This window comes from Pseudomonas sp. WS 5021, assembly GCF_012985535.1.
In the GTDB taxonomy this organism is placed as follows: domain Bacteria; phylum Pseudomonadota; class Gammaproteobacteria; order Pseudomonadales; family Pseudomonadaceae; genus Aquipseudomonas.
The window spans coordinates 1,024,644-1,041,525 of the sequence record NZ_JAAQWP010000001.1 but is presented as its reverse complement, the minus strand read 5'-3'; the positions used below and the strand labels follow the sequence as shown (position 1 = coordinate 1,041,525).

Annotated in this window: 16 protein-coding genes; 12 read left to right on the top strand and 4 right to left on the bottom strand. The window is 61.8% G+C overall.

Annotation, left to right across the window (positions count from 1 at the left end; genetic code table 11):
* Positions 1-139 precede the first annotated feature (139 nt).
* Positions 140-991 (bottom strand): glycine betaine ABC transporter substrate-binding protein, encoded by an 852-nt coding sequence (locus HBO19_RS04860; protein WP_170042643.1) that lies wholly within the window; start codon positions 989-991, stop codon positions 140-142.
* A gap of 273 nt (positions 992-1,264) precedes the next feature.
* On the opposite strand from HBO19_RS04860, the gene HBO19_RS04855 reads away from it, so the two are divergent.
* Entirely contained in the window at positions 1,265-2,818 is a 1,554-nt protein-coding gene (locus HBO19_RS04855) for a glycosyl hydrolase family 17 protein (RefSeq protein ID WP_170056979.1), read from the top strand.
* Positions 2,819-2,898: 80 nt separating this feature from the next.
* Here HBO19_RS04855 and HBO19_RS04850 read toward each other — a convergent pair whose 3' ends face one another.
* The gene (locus tag HBO19_RS04850) at positions 2,899-3,267 is read right to left on the bottom strand and encodes a hypothetical protein (RefSeq protein ID WP_170042641.1); all 369 of its coding nucleotides are present in this window, start codon (positions 3,265-3,267) and stop codon (positions 2,899-2,901) included.
* Positions 3,268-3,504: 237 nt separating this feature from the next.
* Between HBO19_RS04850 and HBO19_RS04845 the strand changes: the two genes are divergently transcribed.
* From HBO19_RS04845 to HBO19_RS04835, 3 genes are all read left to right on the top strand, one after another.
* Positions 3,505-4,803: a serine/threonine protein kinase gene (locus HBO19_RS04845; protein WP_170042640.1), complete on the top strand. Its 1,299-nt coding sequence runs from the start codon at positions 3,505-3,507 to the stop codon at positions 4,801-4,803.
* Complete coding sequence (locus tag HBO19_RS04840) at positions 4,796-5,584, top strand: VacJ family lipoprotein (protein ID WP_169956463.1); 789 nt, start codon at positions 4,796-4,798, stop codon at positions 5,582-5,584. Before HBO19_RS04845 ends, HBO19_RS04840 begins: the two co-directional genes overlap by 8 nt.
* 191 nt (positions 5,585-5,775) lie before the next feature.
* A complete protein-coding gene (locus HBO19_RS04835; RefSeq protein WP_170056978.1) occupies positions 5,776-6,246 on the top strand; it encodes a hypothetical protein in 471 nt (156 codons plus the stop codon).
* A 3-nt stretch (positions 6,247-6,249) separates the two neighbouring features.
* Here the strand turns inward: HBO19_RS04835 and HBO19_RS04830 are convergent, their stop codons facing one another.
* Positions 6,250-7,164 (bottom strand): DUF808 domain-containing protein, encoded by a 915-nt coding sequence (locus HBO19_RS04830; RefSeq protein WP_170056977.1) that lies wholly within the window; start codon positions 7,162-7,164, stop codon positions 6,250-6,252.
* Positions 7,165-7,298: 134 nt separating this feature from the next.
* Between HBO19_RS04830 and HBO19_RS04825 the strand changes: the two genes are divergently transcribed.
* Together HBO19_RS04825 and HBO19_RS04820 are read left to right on the top strand one after the other, a co-directional pair.
* The gene (locus tag HBO19_RS04825) at positions 7,299-7,904 is read left to right on the top strand and encodes a TetR/AcrR family transcriptional regulator (protein WP_029292641.1); all 606 of its coding nucleotides are present in this window, start codon (positions 7,299-7,301) and stop codon (positions 7,902-7,904) included.
* 210 nt (positions 7,905-8,114) lie between these two features.
* Positions 8,115-8,573 (top strand): transposase, encoded by a 459-nt coding sequence (locus HBO19_RS04820; RefSeq protein WP_170056976.1) that lies wholly within the window; start codon positions 8,115-8,117, stop codon positions 8,571-8,573.
* Positions 8,574-8,685: 112 nt separating this feature from the next.
* Here HBO19_RS04820 and HBO19_RS04815 read toward each other — a convergent pair whose 3' ends face one another.
* A complete protein-coding gene (locus HBO19_RS04815; RefSeq protein ID WP_170056975.1) occupies positions 8,686-9,126 on the bottom strand; it encodes a heme-binding protein in 441 nt (146 codons plus the stop codon).
* 268 nt (positions 9,127-9,394) lie between these two features.
* On the opposite strand from HBO19_RS04815, the gene gcl reads away from it, so the two are divergent.
* The 6 genes from gcl (at position 9,395) to HBO19_RS04785 (ending at position 16,853) form a co-directional block, all read left to right on the top strand.
* Positions 9,395-11,170: a glyoxylate carboligase gene (gene gcl, locus HBO19_RS04810; protein ID WP_170042636.1), complete on the top strand. Its 1,776-nt coding sequence runs from the start codon at positions 9,395-9,397 to the stop codon at positions 11,168-11,170.
* Between the two features lie 10 nt (positions 11,171-11,180).
* Entirely contained in the window at positions 11,181-11,963 is a 783-nt protein-coding gene (hyi, locus tag HBO19_RS04805; RefSeq protein ID WP_169956451.1) for a hydroxypyruvate isomerase, read from the top strand.
* A 149-nt stretch (positions 11,964-12,112) separates the two neighbouring features.
* Complete coding sequence (locus HBO19_RS04800) at positions 12,113-13,003, top strand: 2-hydroxy-3-oxopropionate reductase (RefSeq protein WP_169956449.1); 891 nt, start codon at positions 12,113-12,115, stop codon at positions 13,001-13,003.
* Positions 13,004-13,171: 168 nt separating this feature from the next.
* Positions 13,172-14,452, top strand: a complete 1,281-nt coding sequence (locus tag HBO19_RS04795) for a glycerate kinase (RefSeq protein ID WP_170056974.1) — start codon at positions 13,172-13,174, stop codon at positions 14,450-14,452.
* The gene (pyk, locus tag HBO19_RS04790) at positions 14,442-15,857 is read left to right on the top strand and encodes a pyruvate kinase (RefSeq protein ID WP_169956445.1); all 1,416 of its coding nucleotides are present in this window, start codon (positions 14,442-14,444) and stop codon (positions 15,855-15,857) included. Before HBO19_RS04795 ends, pyk begins: the two co-directional genes overlap by 11 nt.
* 120 nt (positions 15,858-15,977) lie before the next feature.
* Complete coding sequence (locus HBO19_RS04785) at positions 15,978-16,853, top strand: urea transporter (RefSeq protein WP_170056973.1); 876 nt, start codon at positions 15,978-15,980, stop codon at positions 16,851-16,853.
* Positions 16,854-16,882: the final 29 nt, after the last annotated feature.

Below are 16,882 nucleotides of genomic sequence, written 5' to 3'. Positions count from 1 at the left end.
CAATTGCGCGAGCGAGCTTATGTGGCAGCGGGCTTGCCCGCGATGGCGGTGAATCAGTCAGGTATCCATCAACTGACCCACCGTAATCGCGGGCAAGCCCGCTCCTACACAAAGTGCGTTCCCACCGTTTTTGGGGGTGTTACGGAGCGGTCCACTCGGCCACACGCTCAGGGTGTTTGGCCACCCAATCCTTGGCCGCCACATCAGGCTTGGCACCTTCCTGGATGGCCAGCATGACTTCGCCGATTTCATCCTTGGAGGCCCACTGGAATTTCTTCAGGAACGCCGCGACTTCCGGGGCTTTCTTTTCCAGGCCCTTGCTGCCGATGCTATTAACCGTCTCGGCGGCGCCATAGATGCCTTTGGGATCATCAAGAAAGCGCAGTTTCCACTTGGCGAACATCCAGTGCGGCACCCAGCCGGTCACTGCGATGGAGTCTTGCTTGTCTTCGGCACGGGTCAATTCGGCGATCATTGCCGCCCCGGAACTGGCTTGCAGCTTGTAGTCCAGGCCGTATTGCTTGATGGCTTCGTCGGTCTTGAGCATCACGCCTGAACCGGCATCGATGCCCACGATCTTGTTTTTGAAGGTGGTGTCGGTCTTCAAGTCCTCGATGGACTTGGCCTTGACGTACTCCGGCACGATCAAGCCGATCTTCGCATCCTTGAAGTTGGGGCCATAGTCGACCACCTTGTCCTTGTTCTTGGTCCAGTACTCACCATGGGTCACCGGCAGCCAGGCCGAAAGCATGGCGTCGAGCTTGCCGGTGGCCACGCCCTGCCACATGATCCCGGTGGCAACCGCCTGCAGTTTCACGTCATAGCCGAGCTTTTGCCTGATCACTTCAGCCGCCACGTGGGTGGTGGCGACACTGTCCGACCAGCCGTCCACATAGCCGATGCTCAGGGTCTTGCTGTCGGCGCTGGCTAGTGTGGAACCCATCGCAACTACCAACGTGGCAGCTGCGCCCAAGAGTCGTCGCATCTTCATAGTGCTTCCCCGAAAGTGCTGCGCCCGGCGGATGCCGAGCGACGTCAACCTGTTGTCAGGTGGTGCCTTTGGATCATCAACCTGCCGCCCCTGCGGACCTGCTCTGACTACGACCTCAGCGGAGCAAGAAACGACATCACAAAGCCAGCAGGACAATTTGTAGGAACTCGCGTCAAAATCCCGCTCGAACTTTGCATGTCAAAATTATGCGGCCCCACTGAAAACCGGCAAATGCAGGTAAGATGCGCGCCTTTGCTCCTACACGGCCTGACCATGACCGCGACTGCCCGTTTCCCCTTCCTGCCTTATATATTTGCCTTGCTGCTCGGCCTGTTCGCACTCGGTGGCTACTGGTATGGCCTCGGCCAGCCAGTGGTACTGCCGGATGTGGCCAGCGCCAGCCACAAGCTGCAATGCGCGTCCTACACGCCCTTCGACAAGGACCAATCGCCGTTCGACCAGCCGTTCAAACTGCGCCCCGAGCGCATGGACGCCGACCTGGCACTGCTGGCCACGCGCTTTGAGTGCATCCGCACCTACTCCATGACCGGCCTCGAAGCCCTGCCGGACCTGGCGCGCAAACACGGCCTGAAGTTGATGATCGGTGCCTGGATCAACAGCAACCCGGTGGACAATGCCAAGGAAGTCGACCTGCTGATCGCCTCGGCCAACGCCAACCCTGACGTGGTCACGTCGGTGATCGTCGGCAACGAAGCGCTGCTGCGCAAGGAAATCACCGCCACGCAACTGGTGAAGCTGATCGAAAAGGTCAAAAGCCAGATCCAGCAGCCGGTCACCTACGCCGACGTCTGGGAGTTCTGGCTGCAACACCCGGAAATCGCCCCGGCGGTGGATTTCCTGACCATCCACCTATTGCCGTATTGGGAAGATGACCCTGCCGGCATCGACCAGGCCCTGCGCCATGTCGGTGATATCCGCCAGACCTTCGGCAACCGCTTCGCCCCCAAGGACGTGATGATTGGCGAAACCGGCTGGCCCAGCGAAGGCCGCCAGCGGGAAACCGCCGTGCCGAGCAGAGTCAACGAAGCCAAGTTCATTCGCGGTTTTGTCGCCATGGCCGAAGCCAATGGCTGGCACTACAACCTGATCGAAGCCTTTGACCAACCGTGGAAACGCGCCAGCGAAGGTGCGGTTGGCGGTTACTGGGGCCTGTTTGACGCCGATCGCCAGGACAAGGGCATCCTCGCAGGCCCAGTCACCAACGTGCCGTACTGGCCGCTATGGCTGGGCGTTGGCGGGCTGATCCTGCTGGGTACCCTGGCGCTCGGCGGACGGGTTCACAACACCCGCGCGGCGCTGTTGCTGCCGCTGTTGGGTGCGGTCGCGGCGGGTTCGATTGGCAGTTGGGCCGAACTGACCCGGGTGACCGCGCGTTTCACTGATGAATGGATCTGGGCCGGGCTGTTGCTGGCCCTTAACCTGTTGGTGCTGGCCCATGGGGCCCTGGCCTTGAGCGCTCGCCAGGGTTGGCGCGACCGGGCTTTCGCCTGGCTGGAGCAACGCGCCGGCTGGCTGATCGCATTTGCCGGGTTCGCCACGGCGGTGATGATGCTGGCGCTGGTATTCGACCCCCGTTACCGCAGCTTCCCCAGCGCCGCCCTGCTACTGCCAGCCCTGGTTTACCTGTTGCGCCCGGTCAACGGGCCACGCCGGGAAATTGCCCTGCTGACCTTCATCATCGGCGCCGGCATTGCACCGCAGCTGTATCGCGAAGGCTTGATGAACCAGCAGGCCCTGGGTTGGGCGCTGGTCAGTGGGTTGATGGTTGCAGCCTTGTGGCGTTGCCTGCGGGTGCGCAACGCCTAAGATCGCTATCGCACCGCTCCCACATTTTGATCTGTGAATACATTCAAATGTGGGAGCTGGCTGGCCTGCGGTTGGCCCTATCAGACAGCCCGAGCCGCCCTGACCAACCGCAACCCGGCAATCACCAGCGCAAACACCGCAAAATTGGTGTTGTACAACGCCAGCGCCGGAATCCCGAACGCCAGCCCCAGCACCGCCAAGCCCCATCCCGCGCGGCCGGGCAGCAAAAACGCGAGCACCGACGTGACCAGCGCCGCCCAGCCCATGACCTTGAAGTGGATCATCAGCCCCAGGTTGGCCCGCAACTGGCACTCCCAGCGGCTGGCGTCCTCGGCGCAGATGCCCACCCACTGCCCATCCTCCATAAACCCATAACGGGCGCCATAACTGGCAGCCAGCCATAACGGCAAGGCCAACAGCAGCAGAATCAGCGGCAAACGAGGGGACATAAGGGCACTCCGATAGGCGAAAACGGCGCCCAGCTTAATCTCCCCGGGGCCATTGGCAAGGGCTGCACACAGATAACTATTCATCAAAGCGTGCCAAAGTGTATCGTCTGGCTACTATTAGCTCGATTCCTACGCTTATTTCCGATATTTAGTGCCGATGGCTGGCACTTCGGCGATAGCGCGGTGGTCATAGCCTGCGAACTTCATTCAGCACGTTTTCCTCTTAGGGATTTAGTCATGCTCCGTTCCTTGCGCTGCGCTGCCCTGTTGGGTGGCCTTTTTTTGAGTGCGTCAGCACTGGCGGTCGATGTCGATCCGGCCAGCTATGGCTACCCTTTGACCAACCCGTTCGAGGCGACCATCGCCACGACACCACCGGACCTGCGGCCGGATCTGCCATCCATCGATGACATCAACCAGTCCGACTACACCCTGACCATGCGCCCGGAGCGTGAATTCAGCCTGCCCGACAACTTCTGGCCGGTGAAGAAGCTCACCTACCGCATTGCCAAGCAAGACCGCGCCGCGCCGCTGATCTTCCTGATCGCCGGCACCGGTGCACGCTTTGACAGCAGCCTCAACGAATACCTGAAAAAGCTGTACTACAAGGCCGGCTACCATGTCGTCCAATTGTCATCGCCCACCAGCTTCGACTTCATCAGCGCCGCCTCGCGCTTTGCCACGCCCGGCATCACCCAGGAAGACGCCGAGGACATGTACCGCGTGATGCAGGCCGTACGCGCGCAAAACGCCTCGTTGCCCGTCACCGACTTCTACCTCACCGGCTACAGCCTGGGCGCGCTGGACGCGGCGTTCGTCAGCAAGCTGGACGAAACCCGCCGCAGCTTCAACTTCAAGAAAGTGTTGCTGCTCAACCCGCCGGTCAACCTCTACACCTCCATCACCAACCTCGACAAACTGGTGCAGACCGAGGTCAAGGGCATCAACAACAGCACCACCTTCTATGAACTGGTGTTGAACAAGCTGACCCGCTACTTCCAGCAAAAAGGCTACATCGACCTCAACGACGCCCTGCTCTACGACTTCCAGAGCTCCAAGGAGCACCTGACCAACGAGCAGATGGCGATGCTGATCGGCACCTCGTTCCGCTTCTCGGCGGCGGATATCGCCTTCACCTCGGACCTGATCAACCGCCGCGGCCTGATCATCCCACCCAAGTACCCGATTACCGAAAGCACCAGCCTCACGCCGTTCCTCAAGCGTGCGCTGCAATGTGATTTCGACTGCTACCTCACCGAACAAGTGATCCCGATGTGGCGCGCCCGCTCCGACGGCGGCAGCCTGCTGCAACTGATCGACCAGGTCAGCCTGTACGCCCTTGAGGATTACCTGCGCGACAGCCCGAAAATCGCCGTGATGCACAACGCCGACGACGTGATCCTCGGCCCCGGCGACCTGGGCTTCCTGCGCAAGACCTTCGGCGATCGCTTGACCGTCTACCCACTGGGCGGCCACTGCGGCAACCTCAATTACCGCGTCAACGCCGACGCCATGCTGGAGTTCTTCCGTGGCTAAACATCTCCTGCTTCTTGCGGCCTTACTCTGCGCAGGCGTTGCCCACGCGGACAACAGCAAGGCTCACGCACCGACCGTGGTCGACCAGGATGGCTTCAAGGAGCCCTTGAGCAAACTCAAGTTCAACCCTGGCTTGGACCAGCGCGAGTTCGAGCGCTCGACCCTCAACGCCCTCAACGTCTACGACCCGCTGGAGTCGTGGAACCGTAGGGTGTACCACTTCAACTATCGCTTCGACCAATGGGTATTCCTGCCGGTGGTCGACGGTTATCGCTACGTCACCCCAAGCTTCCTGCGCACCGGTGTCAGCAACTTCTTCAACAACCTGGGCGATGTGCCCAACCTGATGAACAGCCTGCTGCAACTCAAGGGCCACCGCTCCCTGGAAACCACCGGCCGCCTGCTGGTCAACACCACCCTCGGCATCGCCGGCCTGTGGGACCCGGCCACCGCCATGGGCCTGCCGCGCCAGAGCGAAGATTTCGGCCAGACCCTGGGCTTCTACGGCGTTCCCGGCGGCGCCTACCTGATTCTGCCGATCCTCGGCCCGTCCAACCTGCGCGACACCGGCGGCCTGTTGGTGGACTACACCGCAGAAACCCAGATCAACTACCTCAACGTCGCCGAAGTCAGCTCCAACCACCCGGAAATCTGGGCCCTGCGTGCGGTGGACAAGCGTTACCAGACGAGCTTTCGCTACGGCCAGATGAACTCGCCGTTCGAGTATGAAAAAGTGCGGTATGTGTATACCGAGTCGCGCAAGTTGCAGATTGCCGAGTAACTTTATCAAGCGTGCAAAAAAGGCCATCGAAACGTTCGATGGCCTTTTTTTCAACCGTCAGCAGCCCCCCCCCCTCGGAACCAGTTCGTACACCCTTGCCACTTAAAGTCCAGGCCCCCATGCAGATAAGCCCGACACAAAACAGGCTGACCACACTCTGCCCACCTCGAACTTTCCAGTGGAACTTCAACATGACGATATCGGTTTCCCAACCCCCCATCACGGCACCCAGCACCCCCGCTACTCCCGCCGCAGAGTCCCAAGCCTCAACAAAACCTTCTCTGGACGCCCCCAGAGGCGCCTATGGTCGACCGGCCGGCGATGATCGCAGCGCAGGACAAATCTTCAAGGACACGCCGATCCTCAAGGACATCCTCAAGCAAGACGGTCCTTTCGCGAGCAACTTCATCAATCAGCTCAAGCAGCAAACCGGCGATTGGGGCGCAGCCAATCGAAACCCCGACTCACGCGCCAACGCCGCCTATAACCTGGCGCAAGTGGCAACCTACATTGATGGCCGCGAAGGCTTGGAGCGTCAGGGCCCGAGCCAGCAGAGCGATCAGCACGTTCAGGGTTTCGGCCAGTTCGGCAGTGTTTCAGCAGGCTCGGAAGCGCAACTGCTCAAGGCATTCAGCGAAAAAGGCTACAGCGCGTTGCAATAGCACCTAACCCCTCAAGGCACGCCACGCCTTGCTCGCCACCGATACCAGCGCCAGCACCACCGCCCCGGCGATGATCCCCGCGATGGCATTGAGCAAGGTCGGCATCAGCCAGCTGATGCCACCGATGCTCTGGCTCACACTCTCAATCCAGTGATGCACCACCGGCACGCCGTGGGTCAGGATGCCGCCACCGACCATGAACATCGCCGCCGTGCCGATCACCGACAGGCTTTTCATCATGTACGGTGTGGTTCGTACAAACCCGTTGCCGATATCGCGCACCAGTTGGCCGGGCTTTTGCGCCATCCACAGGCCCAGGTCGTCGAGCTTGACGATACCGGCGACCAGGCCGTACACGCCGATGGTCATGACCAGAGCGATGCCCGACAGCACGATAACTTGCTGCATCAACGGTGCATCAGCCACGGTGCCCAGGGTGATGGCGATGATTTCGGCGGAGAGGATAAAGTCGGTGCGGATCGCGCCCTTGATCTTGTCTTTCTCGAACGCCACCAGGTCGGTTGCGGGGTCGGCCACGGCTTCGACCAACTGGGCATGTGCGGCCTGATCATCGGCCTTGCTGTGCAGGAATTTATGGGCGAGTTTTTCAAAGCCTTCGAAACACAGATAAGCGCCGCCGAGCATCAACAGTGGCGTGACCCCCCATGGCGCGAAGGTGCTGATCAACAGCGCGGCGGGAACCAGGATCAGCTTGTTGATAAACGAGCCCTTGGCAACGGCCCACACCACCGGGATTTCCCGCTCGGCGCGTACACCAGAAACCTGCTGCGCATTGAGCGCCAAGTCATCCCCCAGCACCCCGGCGGTTTTCTTGGCGGCCATTTTGGTCATCAAGGCCACGTCATCGAGGACGGCGGCGATGTCATCGATCAATACCAACAAGCTGCTTCCTGCCATGAATCGGACGTCCTAAATGTGGGATATTTCGCAGCATAGCGTGGTACAAAGCGTCGCGGGCAGATTCTTGAGGCGCGCGGATCGCCGGTGCTACCATGCGCAACCGCCTGTCCTGGCAAGGAATCATCTGGTCTATGAGCACCATTCGCGAGCGCAACAAAGAACTGATCCTGCGGGCTGCCAGCGAGGAGTTTGCCGACAAGGGCTTCGCCGCGACCAAAACCAGCGACATCGCCGCCAAGGCCGGGCTGCCCAAGCCCAACGTTTATTACTACTTCAAGTCCAAGGACAACCTCTACCGCGAGGTGCTCGAAAGCATCATCGAGCCAATCCTGGCCGCCTCCACTCCCTTCAACCCGGACGGCGACCCCAAGCAGGTGCTGAGCGGCTATATTCGCTCGAAAATCAGCATCTCCCGCGACCTGCCCTTTGCCTCGAAAGTGTTCGCCAGCGAAATCATGCACGGCGCCCCGCACCTGAGCCCCGAGCAGGTGCAGCAACTCAACGCCCAGGCCAAGCACAATATCGATTGCATCCAGAGCTGGGTCGATCGCGGCCTGATCGCCGCCATTGATCCTCATCACCTGATGTTCAGCATCTGGGCAGCGACCCAGACCTATGCGGACTTTGACTGGCAGATCTCGGCGGTGACCGGCAAGGCCAAGCTGGATGAGGCCGATTATGAAGCGGCGGCGCAGACGATTATTCGGTTGGTGTTGAAGGGGTGTGAGCCGGACTGATGGACTGTGGTGTGGCCAAGATTCGCGAGCAAGCCCGCTCCCACACTAGATCTGTGCCAGACACAAAATGTATGAACAACAAAGATCCCATGTGGGAGCGGGCTTGCTCGCGAAAGTGCCCTCCCAGACACATCCTGCCAAAAGCCTGCCCATCAGCCTCAAGCTCCCCGATCTAGCCTCTCAAGACCCCATCTGAAGAGAGGCAACGGAATGCCTGATCGAGCCACCTCACACCGCCTACGCATCGGGCGGTTCAGCGAAACCAACCACATCTACCTGATCACCACCAACACCCACGAACGCACACCAATCTTCAGCGATTTCCATCTCGGCCGCCTGGTGGTCTGGCAGTTCAGGCTCGCCCAATATCAAGGGCTGGCGCACTCTCTGGCCTGGGTGGTGATGCCCGACCATTTCCACTGGTTGATCCAACTGCAAAAAGGTTCGCTGGGTGACTTGATGTGCCAGGTGAAATCCAAAAGCACTCGCTCAGTCAATGGCACCACTGCCCGCAAGGGGAGGCTTTGGCAAACCAGCTTTCATGATCGCGCGCTGCGTAGGGAAGATGATCTGGTGAAGATGGCCAGGTATGTGGTGGCCAATCCATTGAGGGCGGGGTTGGTGGAGAGGATTGGCGACTATCCGTTGTGGGATGCAATTTGGGTTTAGATTCAAGACCGAGTCGGCCCTATCGCGAGCAAGCCCGCTCCCACATTTTGACCGTGTTCACAGGTCAAAACGCGGGCTTGCTCGCGATGAGGTTCTTACAAGCCCGGAAAAATCAAGCACTCACCCCCGCATCCGCCAACAACCCCACCCCTTCAATCGCGCTGATCGCGCACTGCTCATCAATATCCGACGTATCCCCACTGATCCCGATCGCCCCCAGCACCACCCCCGCCTGATCCCGAATCAACACCCCGCCCGGCGCCGGCACCACGCCGCCCTGCCCCAGGCTGTTCAGTGCAGCGATAAATGCCGGCCGTTGCTGGGCATCCAGCGCCAGCAAACGCGAGCCCTTGCCCAGGGCAATCGCGCCCCAGGCCTTGCCGATAGCAATTTGCGGGCGCAGCAGGCTGGCGCCGTCTTCCCGTTGCAGGGTGATCAGGTGCCCGCCGCTGTCGAGCACTGCGATGGTCAGCGGTGCAGCGGCAATGGTGCGGCCTGCGGTGATGGCCTGGCTGACCAGGTTGACTGCGACTTTCAAGGTTAGAGCGCTCATGGGTGCCGTCCTTATCTTGTTATTGAGAAAGCCTTGGGGCTCTGATTGATCAGAAGCCGGATGCAACAAATAGAACACAATAGATTTATTTTTTGTATACAATATTTCAAAACATACGCACCACACGTCAAAATACTCCCGCTAAAAAGCCTTCCGACGAATGCACAGGCCCGAGAATAAAATGGATTGACCTGCGTAGCTCGCCGTGAATACACTTTGAAGCAACACCACTTGTATACAATTACAAAACGCAAGAGGCACCAAAACCATGAGCAAAATGAGAGCAATCGAAGCCGCTGTCCTGGTGATGCGTCGTGAGGGTGTAGATACCGCCTTCGGCATCCCAGGCGCTGCGATCAACCCGTTGTATTCGGCCCTGCAAAAGGTCGGCGGCATCGATCACGTCCTCGCTCGCCACGTGGAAGGCGCTTCGCACATGGCCGAGGGGTATACCCGCACCAAGGCCGGCAATATCGGCGTGTGCATCGGCACTTCGGGCCCGGCGGGCACCGACATGGTCACCGGCCTGTACAGCGCCTCGGCCGATTCGATCCCGATCCTGTGCATCACCGGGCAAGCGCCCCGTGCCCGCATGCACAAGGAAGACTTCCAGGCCGTGGACATCACCAGTATCGTCAAGCCAGTGACCAAGTGGGCAACCACCGTGCTGGAACCTGGCCAGGTGCCGTATGCGTTCCAGAAAGCCTTCTATGAAATGCGCTCCGGCCGCCCCGGCCCGGTGCTGATCGACTTGCCATTCGATGTGCAGATGGCCGAGATCGAGTTCGACATCGACGCCTACCAGCCACTGCCCCTGGCCAAGCCACTGGCCACGCGGATCCAGATCGAGAAGGCCCTGGCGATGCTCGATCAGGCCGAACGCCCGCTGCTGGTCAGCGGTGGCGGCGTGATCAATGCCGACGCCAGCGAACTGTTGGTGGAATTCGCCGAGCTGACCGGTATCCCGGTGATCCCGACGCTGATGGGCTGGGGCACCATTCCCGACGATCACCCGCTGATGGTGGGCATGGTCGGCCTGCAAACCTCGCACCGTTATGGCAACGCTACGATGCTCAAGTCCGACGTGGTCCTGGGTGTCGGCAACCGTTGGGCCAACCGTCACACCGGCTCGGTGGAGGTGTACACCGAGGGTCGCAAGTTCATTCACGTCGACATCGAACCGACGCAAATCGGTCGGGTGTTCACCCCGGACCTGGGCATCGTGTCCGACGCCGGTGCCGCGCTGACGATGTTTATCGAAGTGGCCCGCGAGTGGAAAGCCGCCGGCAAGCTCAAGGACCGCAGCGCCTGGCTGCACGATTGCCAGCAGCGCAAAGCCACCCTGCACCGCAAGACCCACTTCGACAACGTCCCGGTCAAGCCGCAACGGGTGTACGAAGAGATGAACCAGGTGTTCGGCAAAGACACCTGCTACGTCAGCACCATTGGCCTGTCGCAGATTGCCGGTGCGCAGTTCCTGCACGTCTACAAGCCACGCCACTGGATCAACTGCGGCCAGGCCGGCCCGCTGGGCTGGACCATCCCCGCTGCGCTGGGCGTGGTCAAGGCCGACCCGAACCGCAAGGTAGTGGCGCTGTCCGGCGACTATGACTTCCAGTTCATGATCGAAGAGCTGGCCGTGGGCGCGCAGTTCAAGCTGCCGTACATCCACGTGGTGGTGAACAACTCCTACCTGGGGCTGATCCGCCAGGCCCAACGCGGGTTTGAAATGGACTACTGCGTACAGTTGTCTTTCGACAACCTCAACGCCCCGGAACTCAACGGTTATGGCGTCGACCACGTTGCCGTCGCCGAAGGCCTGGGTTGCAAGGCCCTGCGTGTGTTCGAGCCGGGCCAGATCCAGCCAGCACTGCGCAAGGCCCAGGAAATGATCGAAGAGTTCAAGGTGCCGGTGATTGTCGAGATCATCCTGGAGCGCGTGACCAATATTTCCATGGGCACCGAGATCAACGCCGTCAATGAATTCGAAGATCTGGCACTGGTGGGCAACGACGCACCCACTGCCATTTCATTGCTCGATTAAGGAGAACCCCATGCCGCGTTTTGCCGCCAACCTGTCCATGCTGTTCACCGAACAGGACTTTCTCGCCCGCTTCAAAGCCGCCGCCGATGCCGGTTTCAGCGGGGTGGAATACCTGTTCCCCTACGAGTTCAGCTCCGCCGAAATCAAGGCACAACTCGACGCCCACGGCTTGACCCAAGTGCTGTTCAACCTGCCGGCCGGTGACTGGGCCAGCGGCGAGCGCGGCCTGGCCTGCCACCCGGACCGGGTCGAGGAGTTTCGCGCTGGGGTCAACCTGGCCATCGCCTACGCCCAGGTACTGGGCAATACCCAGATCAACTGCCTGGCGGGGATTCGCCCTGCCGGCGTGGACGACGCCACCCTGGAAAAAACCTTCGTCGCCAACCTCAAGTACGCAGCCGACAAGCTGCAAGCGGTGGGCATCAAGCTGGTGATGGAAGCGATCAACACCCGCGACATTCCCGGTTTCTACCTGAACAACACCGCACAGGCCCTGGCGATTCGCGAACAGGTGGGCAGCGCCAACCTGTTCCTGCAATACGACATCTATCACATGCAAATCATGGAAGGCGACCTGGCCCGCACCATGGCCACGCACCTGGATCAGATCAACCATATCCAGCTGGCGGACAACCCGGGGCGCAACGAGCCGGGCACCGGTGAAATCAACTACCGGTTCCTGTTCGAGCATCTGGAGCGCATTGGCTATCAGGGTTGGGTCGGCTGTGAGTACAAGCCGTTGACCACTACCGAGGCTGGTCTTGGCTGGCTCAAGAGCCATAACGCGATCTGACCAACACCATAAAAACCTGTAGGAGCTGGCTTGCCTGCGATGCAGACACCTCGGTGTATCAGGCATACCCAGGTGGCGCCATCGCAGGCAAGCCAGCTCCCACGGGGGCAGTGCAAAACCTGCATAACGAATAAAAAGAGGACTTCATCATGGCTAAAATCGGCTTTATCGGCACCGGCATCATGGGCCAACCCATGGCCGCGAACCTGCAGAAAGCAGGTCACCAACTGTTCCTCTCCGAGCACCACGGCAAGGCGCCCGCCGAGCTGGTCGCCGCCGGTGCCGTGGCCCTGGCCAACCCGCAGCAAGTGGCCCAGGAAGCGGAATTCATCATCGTCATGGTGCCCGATACCCCCCAGGTCGATGACGTGCTGTTCCGCGCCGACGGCGTAGCGGCTGGCCTGTCGCCGAACAAAGTGGTGATCGACATGAGTTCGATCTCGCCCACCGCCACCAAGGCCTTTGCCGCCAAGATCAACGCCACTGGCGCGCAGTACCTCGACGCACCGGTGTCCGGCGGTGAAGTCGGCGCCAAGGCCGCGACCCTGAGCATCATGGTCGGTGGCGAGCCGCAGACCTTCGAACGCGCCCTGGCGCTGTTCCAGAGCATGGGCAAGAACATCACCCTGGTGGGTGGCAATGGCGATGGCCAGACCGCCAAGGTGGCGAACCAGATCATCGTTGCCCTGAACATCCAGGCGGTGGCCGAAGCGCTACTGTTCGCCGCGAAAAACGGCGCCGATCCGGCCAAGGTCCGCGAAGCGCTGATGGGTGGCTTCGCCTCGTCGAAGATTCTCGAAGTGCATGGCGAGCGGATGATCAAGGGCACCTTCGACCCGGGTTTCCGGATCAACCTGCACCAGAAGGACCTGAACCTGGCCCTGGCCGGCGCCAAGGAGCTGGGGATCAACCTGCCCAATACCGCCGGCACCCAGCAAGTGTTCAGCACCTGCACCGCGATTGGCGGCGGCAACTGGGACCATTCGGCGCTGATCAAGGGCCTGGAACATATGGCGAATTTCTCGATTCGCGATAAGTAACCGCCCCTTTTTCAATGCAATCCCTGGTAGGAGCTGGCTTGCCTGCGATAGCGGTCGTTCAGTGACAGATTAATCGCCTGACACACCGCCATCGCAGGCAAGCCAGCTCCCACATTTGGCCCTCATTCCACGTTGCAAACCCAATAACAAGAACCCGGGAGCCCGCTTATGTCGGTCGATCCGCAACACCTGCTTCGCGAGCTGTTTGCCACAGCCATCGACGCTGCCCACCCCCGGCAAGTCCTCGAACCTTATCTGCCCGCCGACCGCAGCGGCCGCGTGATCGTGATCGGCGCGGGTAAAGCTGCGGCCGCCATGGCCCTGGTCGTGGAAAACAGCTGGCAGGGCGAGGTTTCGGGACTGGTGGTCACACGCTACGGCCACGGCGCGCCCTGCCAGAAAATCGAAGTGGTCGAAGCCGCGCACCCCGTGCCCGATGCCGCTGGCCAGGCCGTGGCCAAGCGCGTGCTGGAACTGATCAGCAACCTTGGCGAAGACGACCGTGTGATCTTCCTCTTGTCCGGCGGCGGTTCGGCGCTGCTGGCGTTGCCGGCGGCGGGTATCACCCTGGCCGACAAACAAGCCATCAACAAAGCCCTGCTCAAATCCGGCGCGACCATCGGCGAGATGAATTGCGTGCGCAAGCACCTCTCGGCGATCAAGGGCGGGCGACTGGCCAAGGCCGCCTGGCCGGCCACGGTCTACACCTACGCGATTTCCGATGTGCCGGGCGACCAGGCCACGGTGATTGCCTCCGGCCCGACCGTAGGCGACCCGAGCACCTCGCAACAGGCCCTGGCGATCCTCAAGCGTTACCAGATCGAAGTGCCAGCCTCGTTGCGCAGTTGGTTGCAGAACCCGGAGTCAGAGACCGTCAAACCCGGTGACCCGTGCCTGGCGCGCAGCCATTTCCAATTGATCGCGCGACCGCAACAGTCCTTGGAAGCGGTGGCGGTCAAAGTGCGCCAGGCCGGCTTCAGCCCGCTGATCCTCGGCGACCTGGAAGGCGAAGCGCGGGATGTGGCCAAGGTCCACGCCGGCATCGCCCGGCAGATCGTGCAGCACGGCCAGCCGCTGGCGGCGCCCTGCGTGATCCTCTCCGGCGGCGAGACCACCGTGACCGTGCGCGGCAATGGCCGTGGCGGACGCAACGCCGAGTTCCTGCTGAGCCTGACCGACAGCCTCAAGGGCCTGCCTGGCGTGTACGCCCTGGCCGGTGATACCGACGGCATCGACGGTTCCGAAGACAACGCCGGTGCAATCATGTCCCCCACCAGCTACGCGCGCGCCGAAGCCCTGGGCCTGTCGGCCAGCGATGAGTTGGACAATAACAATGGCTACGGCTATTTCGCGGCACTCGACGCGCTGATCGTCACCGAGCCGACCCGTACCAACGTCAACGACTTCCGCGCCATTTTGATACTTGAGACTGCTGCCCATGACGCCTGACAAGAAAGTCAAAATCCTCGCCACCCTGGGGCCAGCCACCGACGGTATCGATGACATCCGCGAGCTGGTGGAAGCCGGGGTGAATATCTTCCGCCTGAACTTCAGCCATGGCGATCACGCCGACCATGCCCAGCGCTACCAGTGGATCCGCCAGGTCGAGCGCCAGCTCAATTACCCGCTGGGGATCCTGATGGACCTGCAAGGGCCGAAGCTGCGAGTCGGGCGTTTCGCCGAGGGCAAGGTGCAACTGGTGCGTGGCCAGGCGTTGCGCCTGGACCTCGACCCCACGCCGGGCGACCAGCGGCGGGTCAACCTGCCCCACCCGGAAATCATCAAGGCCCTGGAACCGGGCATGGACCTGTTGCTCGATGACGGCAAGCTGCGCCTGCGGGTGATTACCAAGCATGCCGATGCGATCGACACCACGGTGTTGAATGGCGGCGAACTGTCCGACCGTAAAGGGGTGAACGTCCCACAAGCCTTGTTGGAGCTCAGCCCACTGACCGCCAAGGACCGCCGCGACCTGAGTTTCGGCCTGGAACTGGGCGTGGACTGGGTGGCGCTGTCGTTTGTACAACGCCCCGAAGACATCCGTGAAGCGCGCGAACTGATCGGCGACAAGGCGTTCTTGATGGCGAAGATCGAGAAGCCCTCGGCGGTGCGCCACCTGCAGGAAATCGCCGAGCTGAGCGATGCGATCATGGTCGCCAGAGGCGATCTGGGTGTGGAAGTGCCGGCCGAAAGCGTGCCGCAAATCCAGAAAGACATCATCAGCACCTGCCGCCAACTGGGCAAACCGGTGGTGGTGGCAACGCAGATGCTCGAATCCATGCGTTTCTCGCCGGCCCCGACCCGCGCCGAAGTCACGGACGTGGCCAATGCCGTGGCCGAGGGCACCGATGCGGTGATGCTCTCGGCCGAAACCGCGTCCGGCGAATACCCGCTGGAAGCCGTGCAGATGATGAGCAAGATCATTCGCCAGGTGGAGAACGGCCCGGACTACCAGACCCAACTGGATGTAAGCCGGCCCAAGGCCGACGCCACCGTGTCCGATGCCATCAGCTGCGCGATCCGCCGGATCAGCAGCATCCTGCCGGTGGCGGTGCTGGTGAACTACAGCGAGTCGGGCAGCTCCAGCCTGCGCGCGGCGCGGGAGCGGCCGGCGGTGCCGATCCTCAACCTCACGCCGAACCTGTCCACCGCGCGCCGCTTGAGCGTGGCCTGGGGCGTGCATTCGGTGGTCAATGACCGCTTGCGGCAGGTGGACGAGGTGTGTTCCACAGCGCTGGAAATCGCCCAGGCCCAAGGCATGGCGCAGCGTGGGGATACGCTGTTGATCACTGCGGGGGTGCCGTTTGGGCAGCCGGGGTCGACCAACTCGCTGCGTATCGAGACGTTGATCTAGCGTCTGTTCGGGCCTTATCGCGGGCAAGCCCGCTCCCACATTTGACCGTGTTCGCAGATCAAAATGTGGGAGCGGGCTTGCTCGCGATGGGGGCAACTCGGTCTTACTGACTTACCCACCATGCCCAACCCAACCTGCCCCGACTGGGCCGAAGCCCTGCTCAACGGCTTCAGCCAGATCTTCCTGCAACGCCACCCGCTGTGTGGCCTGCTCTGCCTGCTGGCGATCCTCGCCTGCGCCCCGGCCCTGCTCGGCGGTGCGCTGCTGGGCGGGGTCGCCGGCCTGCTCACGGCCCAGCGCCGCGACTATCCCAAGGCCGAGCGCCAGGCCGGGCTCTATAGCTATAACGGTGTGTTACTGGGGCTGCTGATCGGCCAGCACTTTGCCTGGTCAGCATTGCTGCCGCCGCTGATCCTGGCGTGCGGCGGCCTGAGTGCGATCCTGACCCGGCAATGGGTCAAGCGCATGGCCCATGGCGATGACCTGCCCGCCTATACGGTGCCCTTCGTCGGGTTAGGCTGGCTGCTGCTCGGCACGGTCTCACCGGCCACCCTGCCCCTCATTGCCGCCACTCCCCTGGACTGGCTGAGCGCGCCACTGGTCGGGCTGGGCCAGGTCGTGCTGCTGGATCGACCGCTGGCCGGCCTGCTGATCGCCCTTGGCCTGCTGTTGGCCAGCCCTCGCGCGGCGCTGTGGGCGATGCTCGGGGCCGGCAGCGGCGTGGCGCTCGGCCTGCTGCTCGACGACCCCGCCGGCGCCCTGCTCGGCCTGCACAGCTATAACCCGGCACTTGCCGCCCTGGCCCTCAGCCACTACCGGCGCCAACCCTGGCTGCCGTTGCTCGGCATCCTCCTGGCCAGCCTGCTTGCCCCGGGTTTTGCCGGCCTGCACCTGGCGCCGCTGACTGCACCGTTTATCCTCGCCTGCTGGTTGGTGCGCGCGACGTTGCGCCTGCGGCACAGGGTCAACGTGGACAGCCCGTTCGAATCCCCCTAGGCTTCGCACACCTACGATTCAGGCGGACT

Coding starts and splice junctions, on each gene's coding strand:
- HBO19_RS04800 (WP_169956449.1), top strand. CDS start 12,113: ATGGCTAAAATCGGCTTTATCGGCACCGGCATCATGGGCCAACCCATG.
- HBO19_RS04825 (WP_029292641.1), top strand. CDS start 7,299: ATGAGCACCATTCGCGAGCGCAACAAAGAACTGATCCTGCGGGCTGCC.
- HBO19_RS04815 (WP_170056975.1), bottom strand. CDS start 9,126: ATGAGCGCTCTAACCTTGAAAGTCGCAGTCAACCTGGTCAGCCAGGCC.
- HBO19_RS04855 (WP_170056979.1), top strand. CDS start 1,265: ATGACCGCGACTGCCCGTTTCCCCTTCCTGCCTTATATATTTGCCTTG.
- HBO19_RS04830 (WP_170056977.1), bottom strand. CDS start 7,164: ATGGCAGGAAGCAGCTTGTTGGTATTGATCGATGACATCGCCGCCGTC.
- hyi (WP_169956451.1), top strand. CDS start 11,181: ATGCCGCGTTTTGCCGCCAACCTGTCCATGCTGTTCACCGAACAGGAC.
- HBO19_RS04835 (WP_170056978.1), top strand. CDS start 5,776: ATGACGATATCGGTTTCCCAACCCCCCATCACGGCACCCAGCACCCCC.
- HBO19_RS04820 (WP_170056976.1), top strand. CDS start 8,115: ATGCCTGATCGAGCCACCTCACACCGCCTACGCATCGGGCGGTTCAGC.
- HBO19_RS04860 (WP_170042643.1), bottom strand. CDS start 991: ATGAAGATGCGACGACTCTTGGGCGCAGCTGCCACGTTGGTAGTTGCG.
- HBO19_RS04785 (WP_170056973.1), top strand. CDS start 15,978: ATGCCCAACCCAACCTGCCCCGACTGGGCCGAAGCCCTGCTCAACGGC.
- HBO19_RS04795 (WP_170056974.1), top strand. CDS start 13,172: ATGTCGGTCGATCCGCAACACCTGCTTCGCGAGCTGTTTGCCACAGCC.
- HBO19_RS04850 (WP_170042641.1), bottom strand. CDS start 3,267: ATGTCCCCTCGTTTGCCGCTGATTCTGCTGCTGTTGGCCTTGCCGTTA.
- gcl (WP_170042636.1), top strand. CDS start 9,395: ATGAGCAAAATGAGAGCAATCGAAGCCGCTGTCCTGGTGATGCGTCGT.
- pyk (WP_169956445.1), top strand. CDS start 14,442: ATGACGCCTGACAAGAAAGTCAAAATCCTCGCCACCCTGGGGCCAGCC.
- HBO19_RS04845 (WP_170042640.1), top strand. CDS start 3,505: ATGCTCCGTTCCTTGCGCTGCGCTGCCCTGTTGGGTGGCCTTTTTTTG.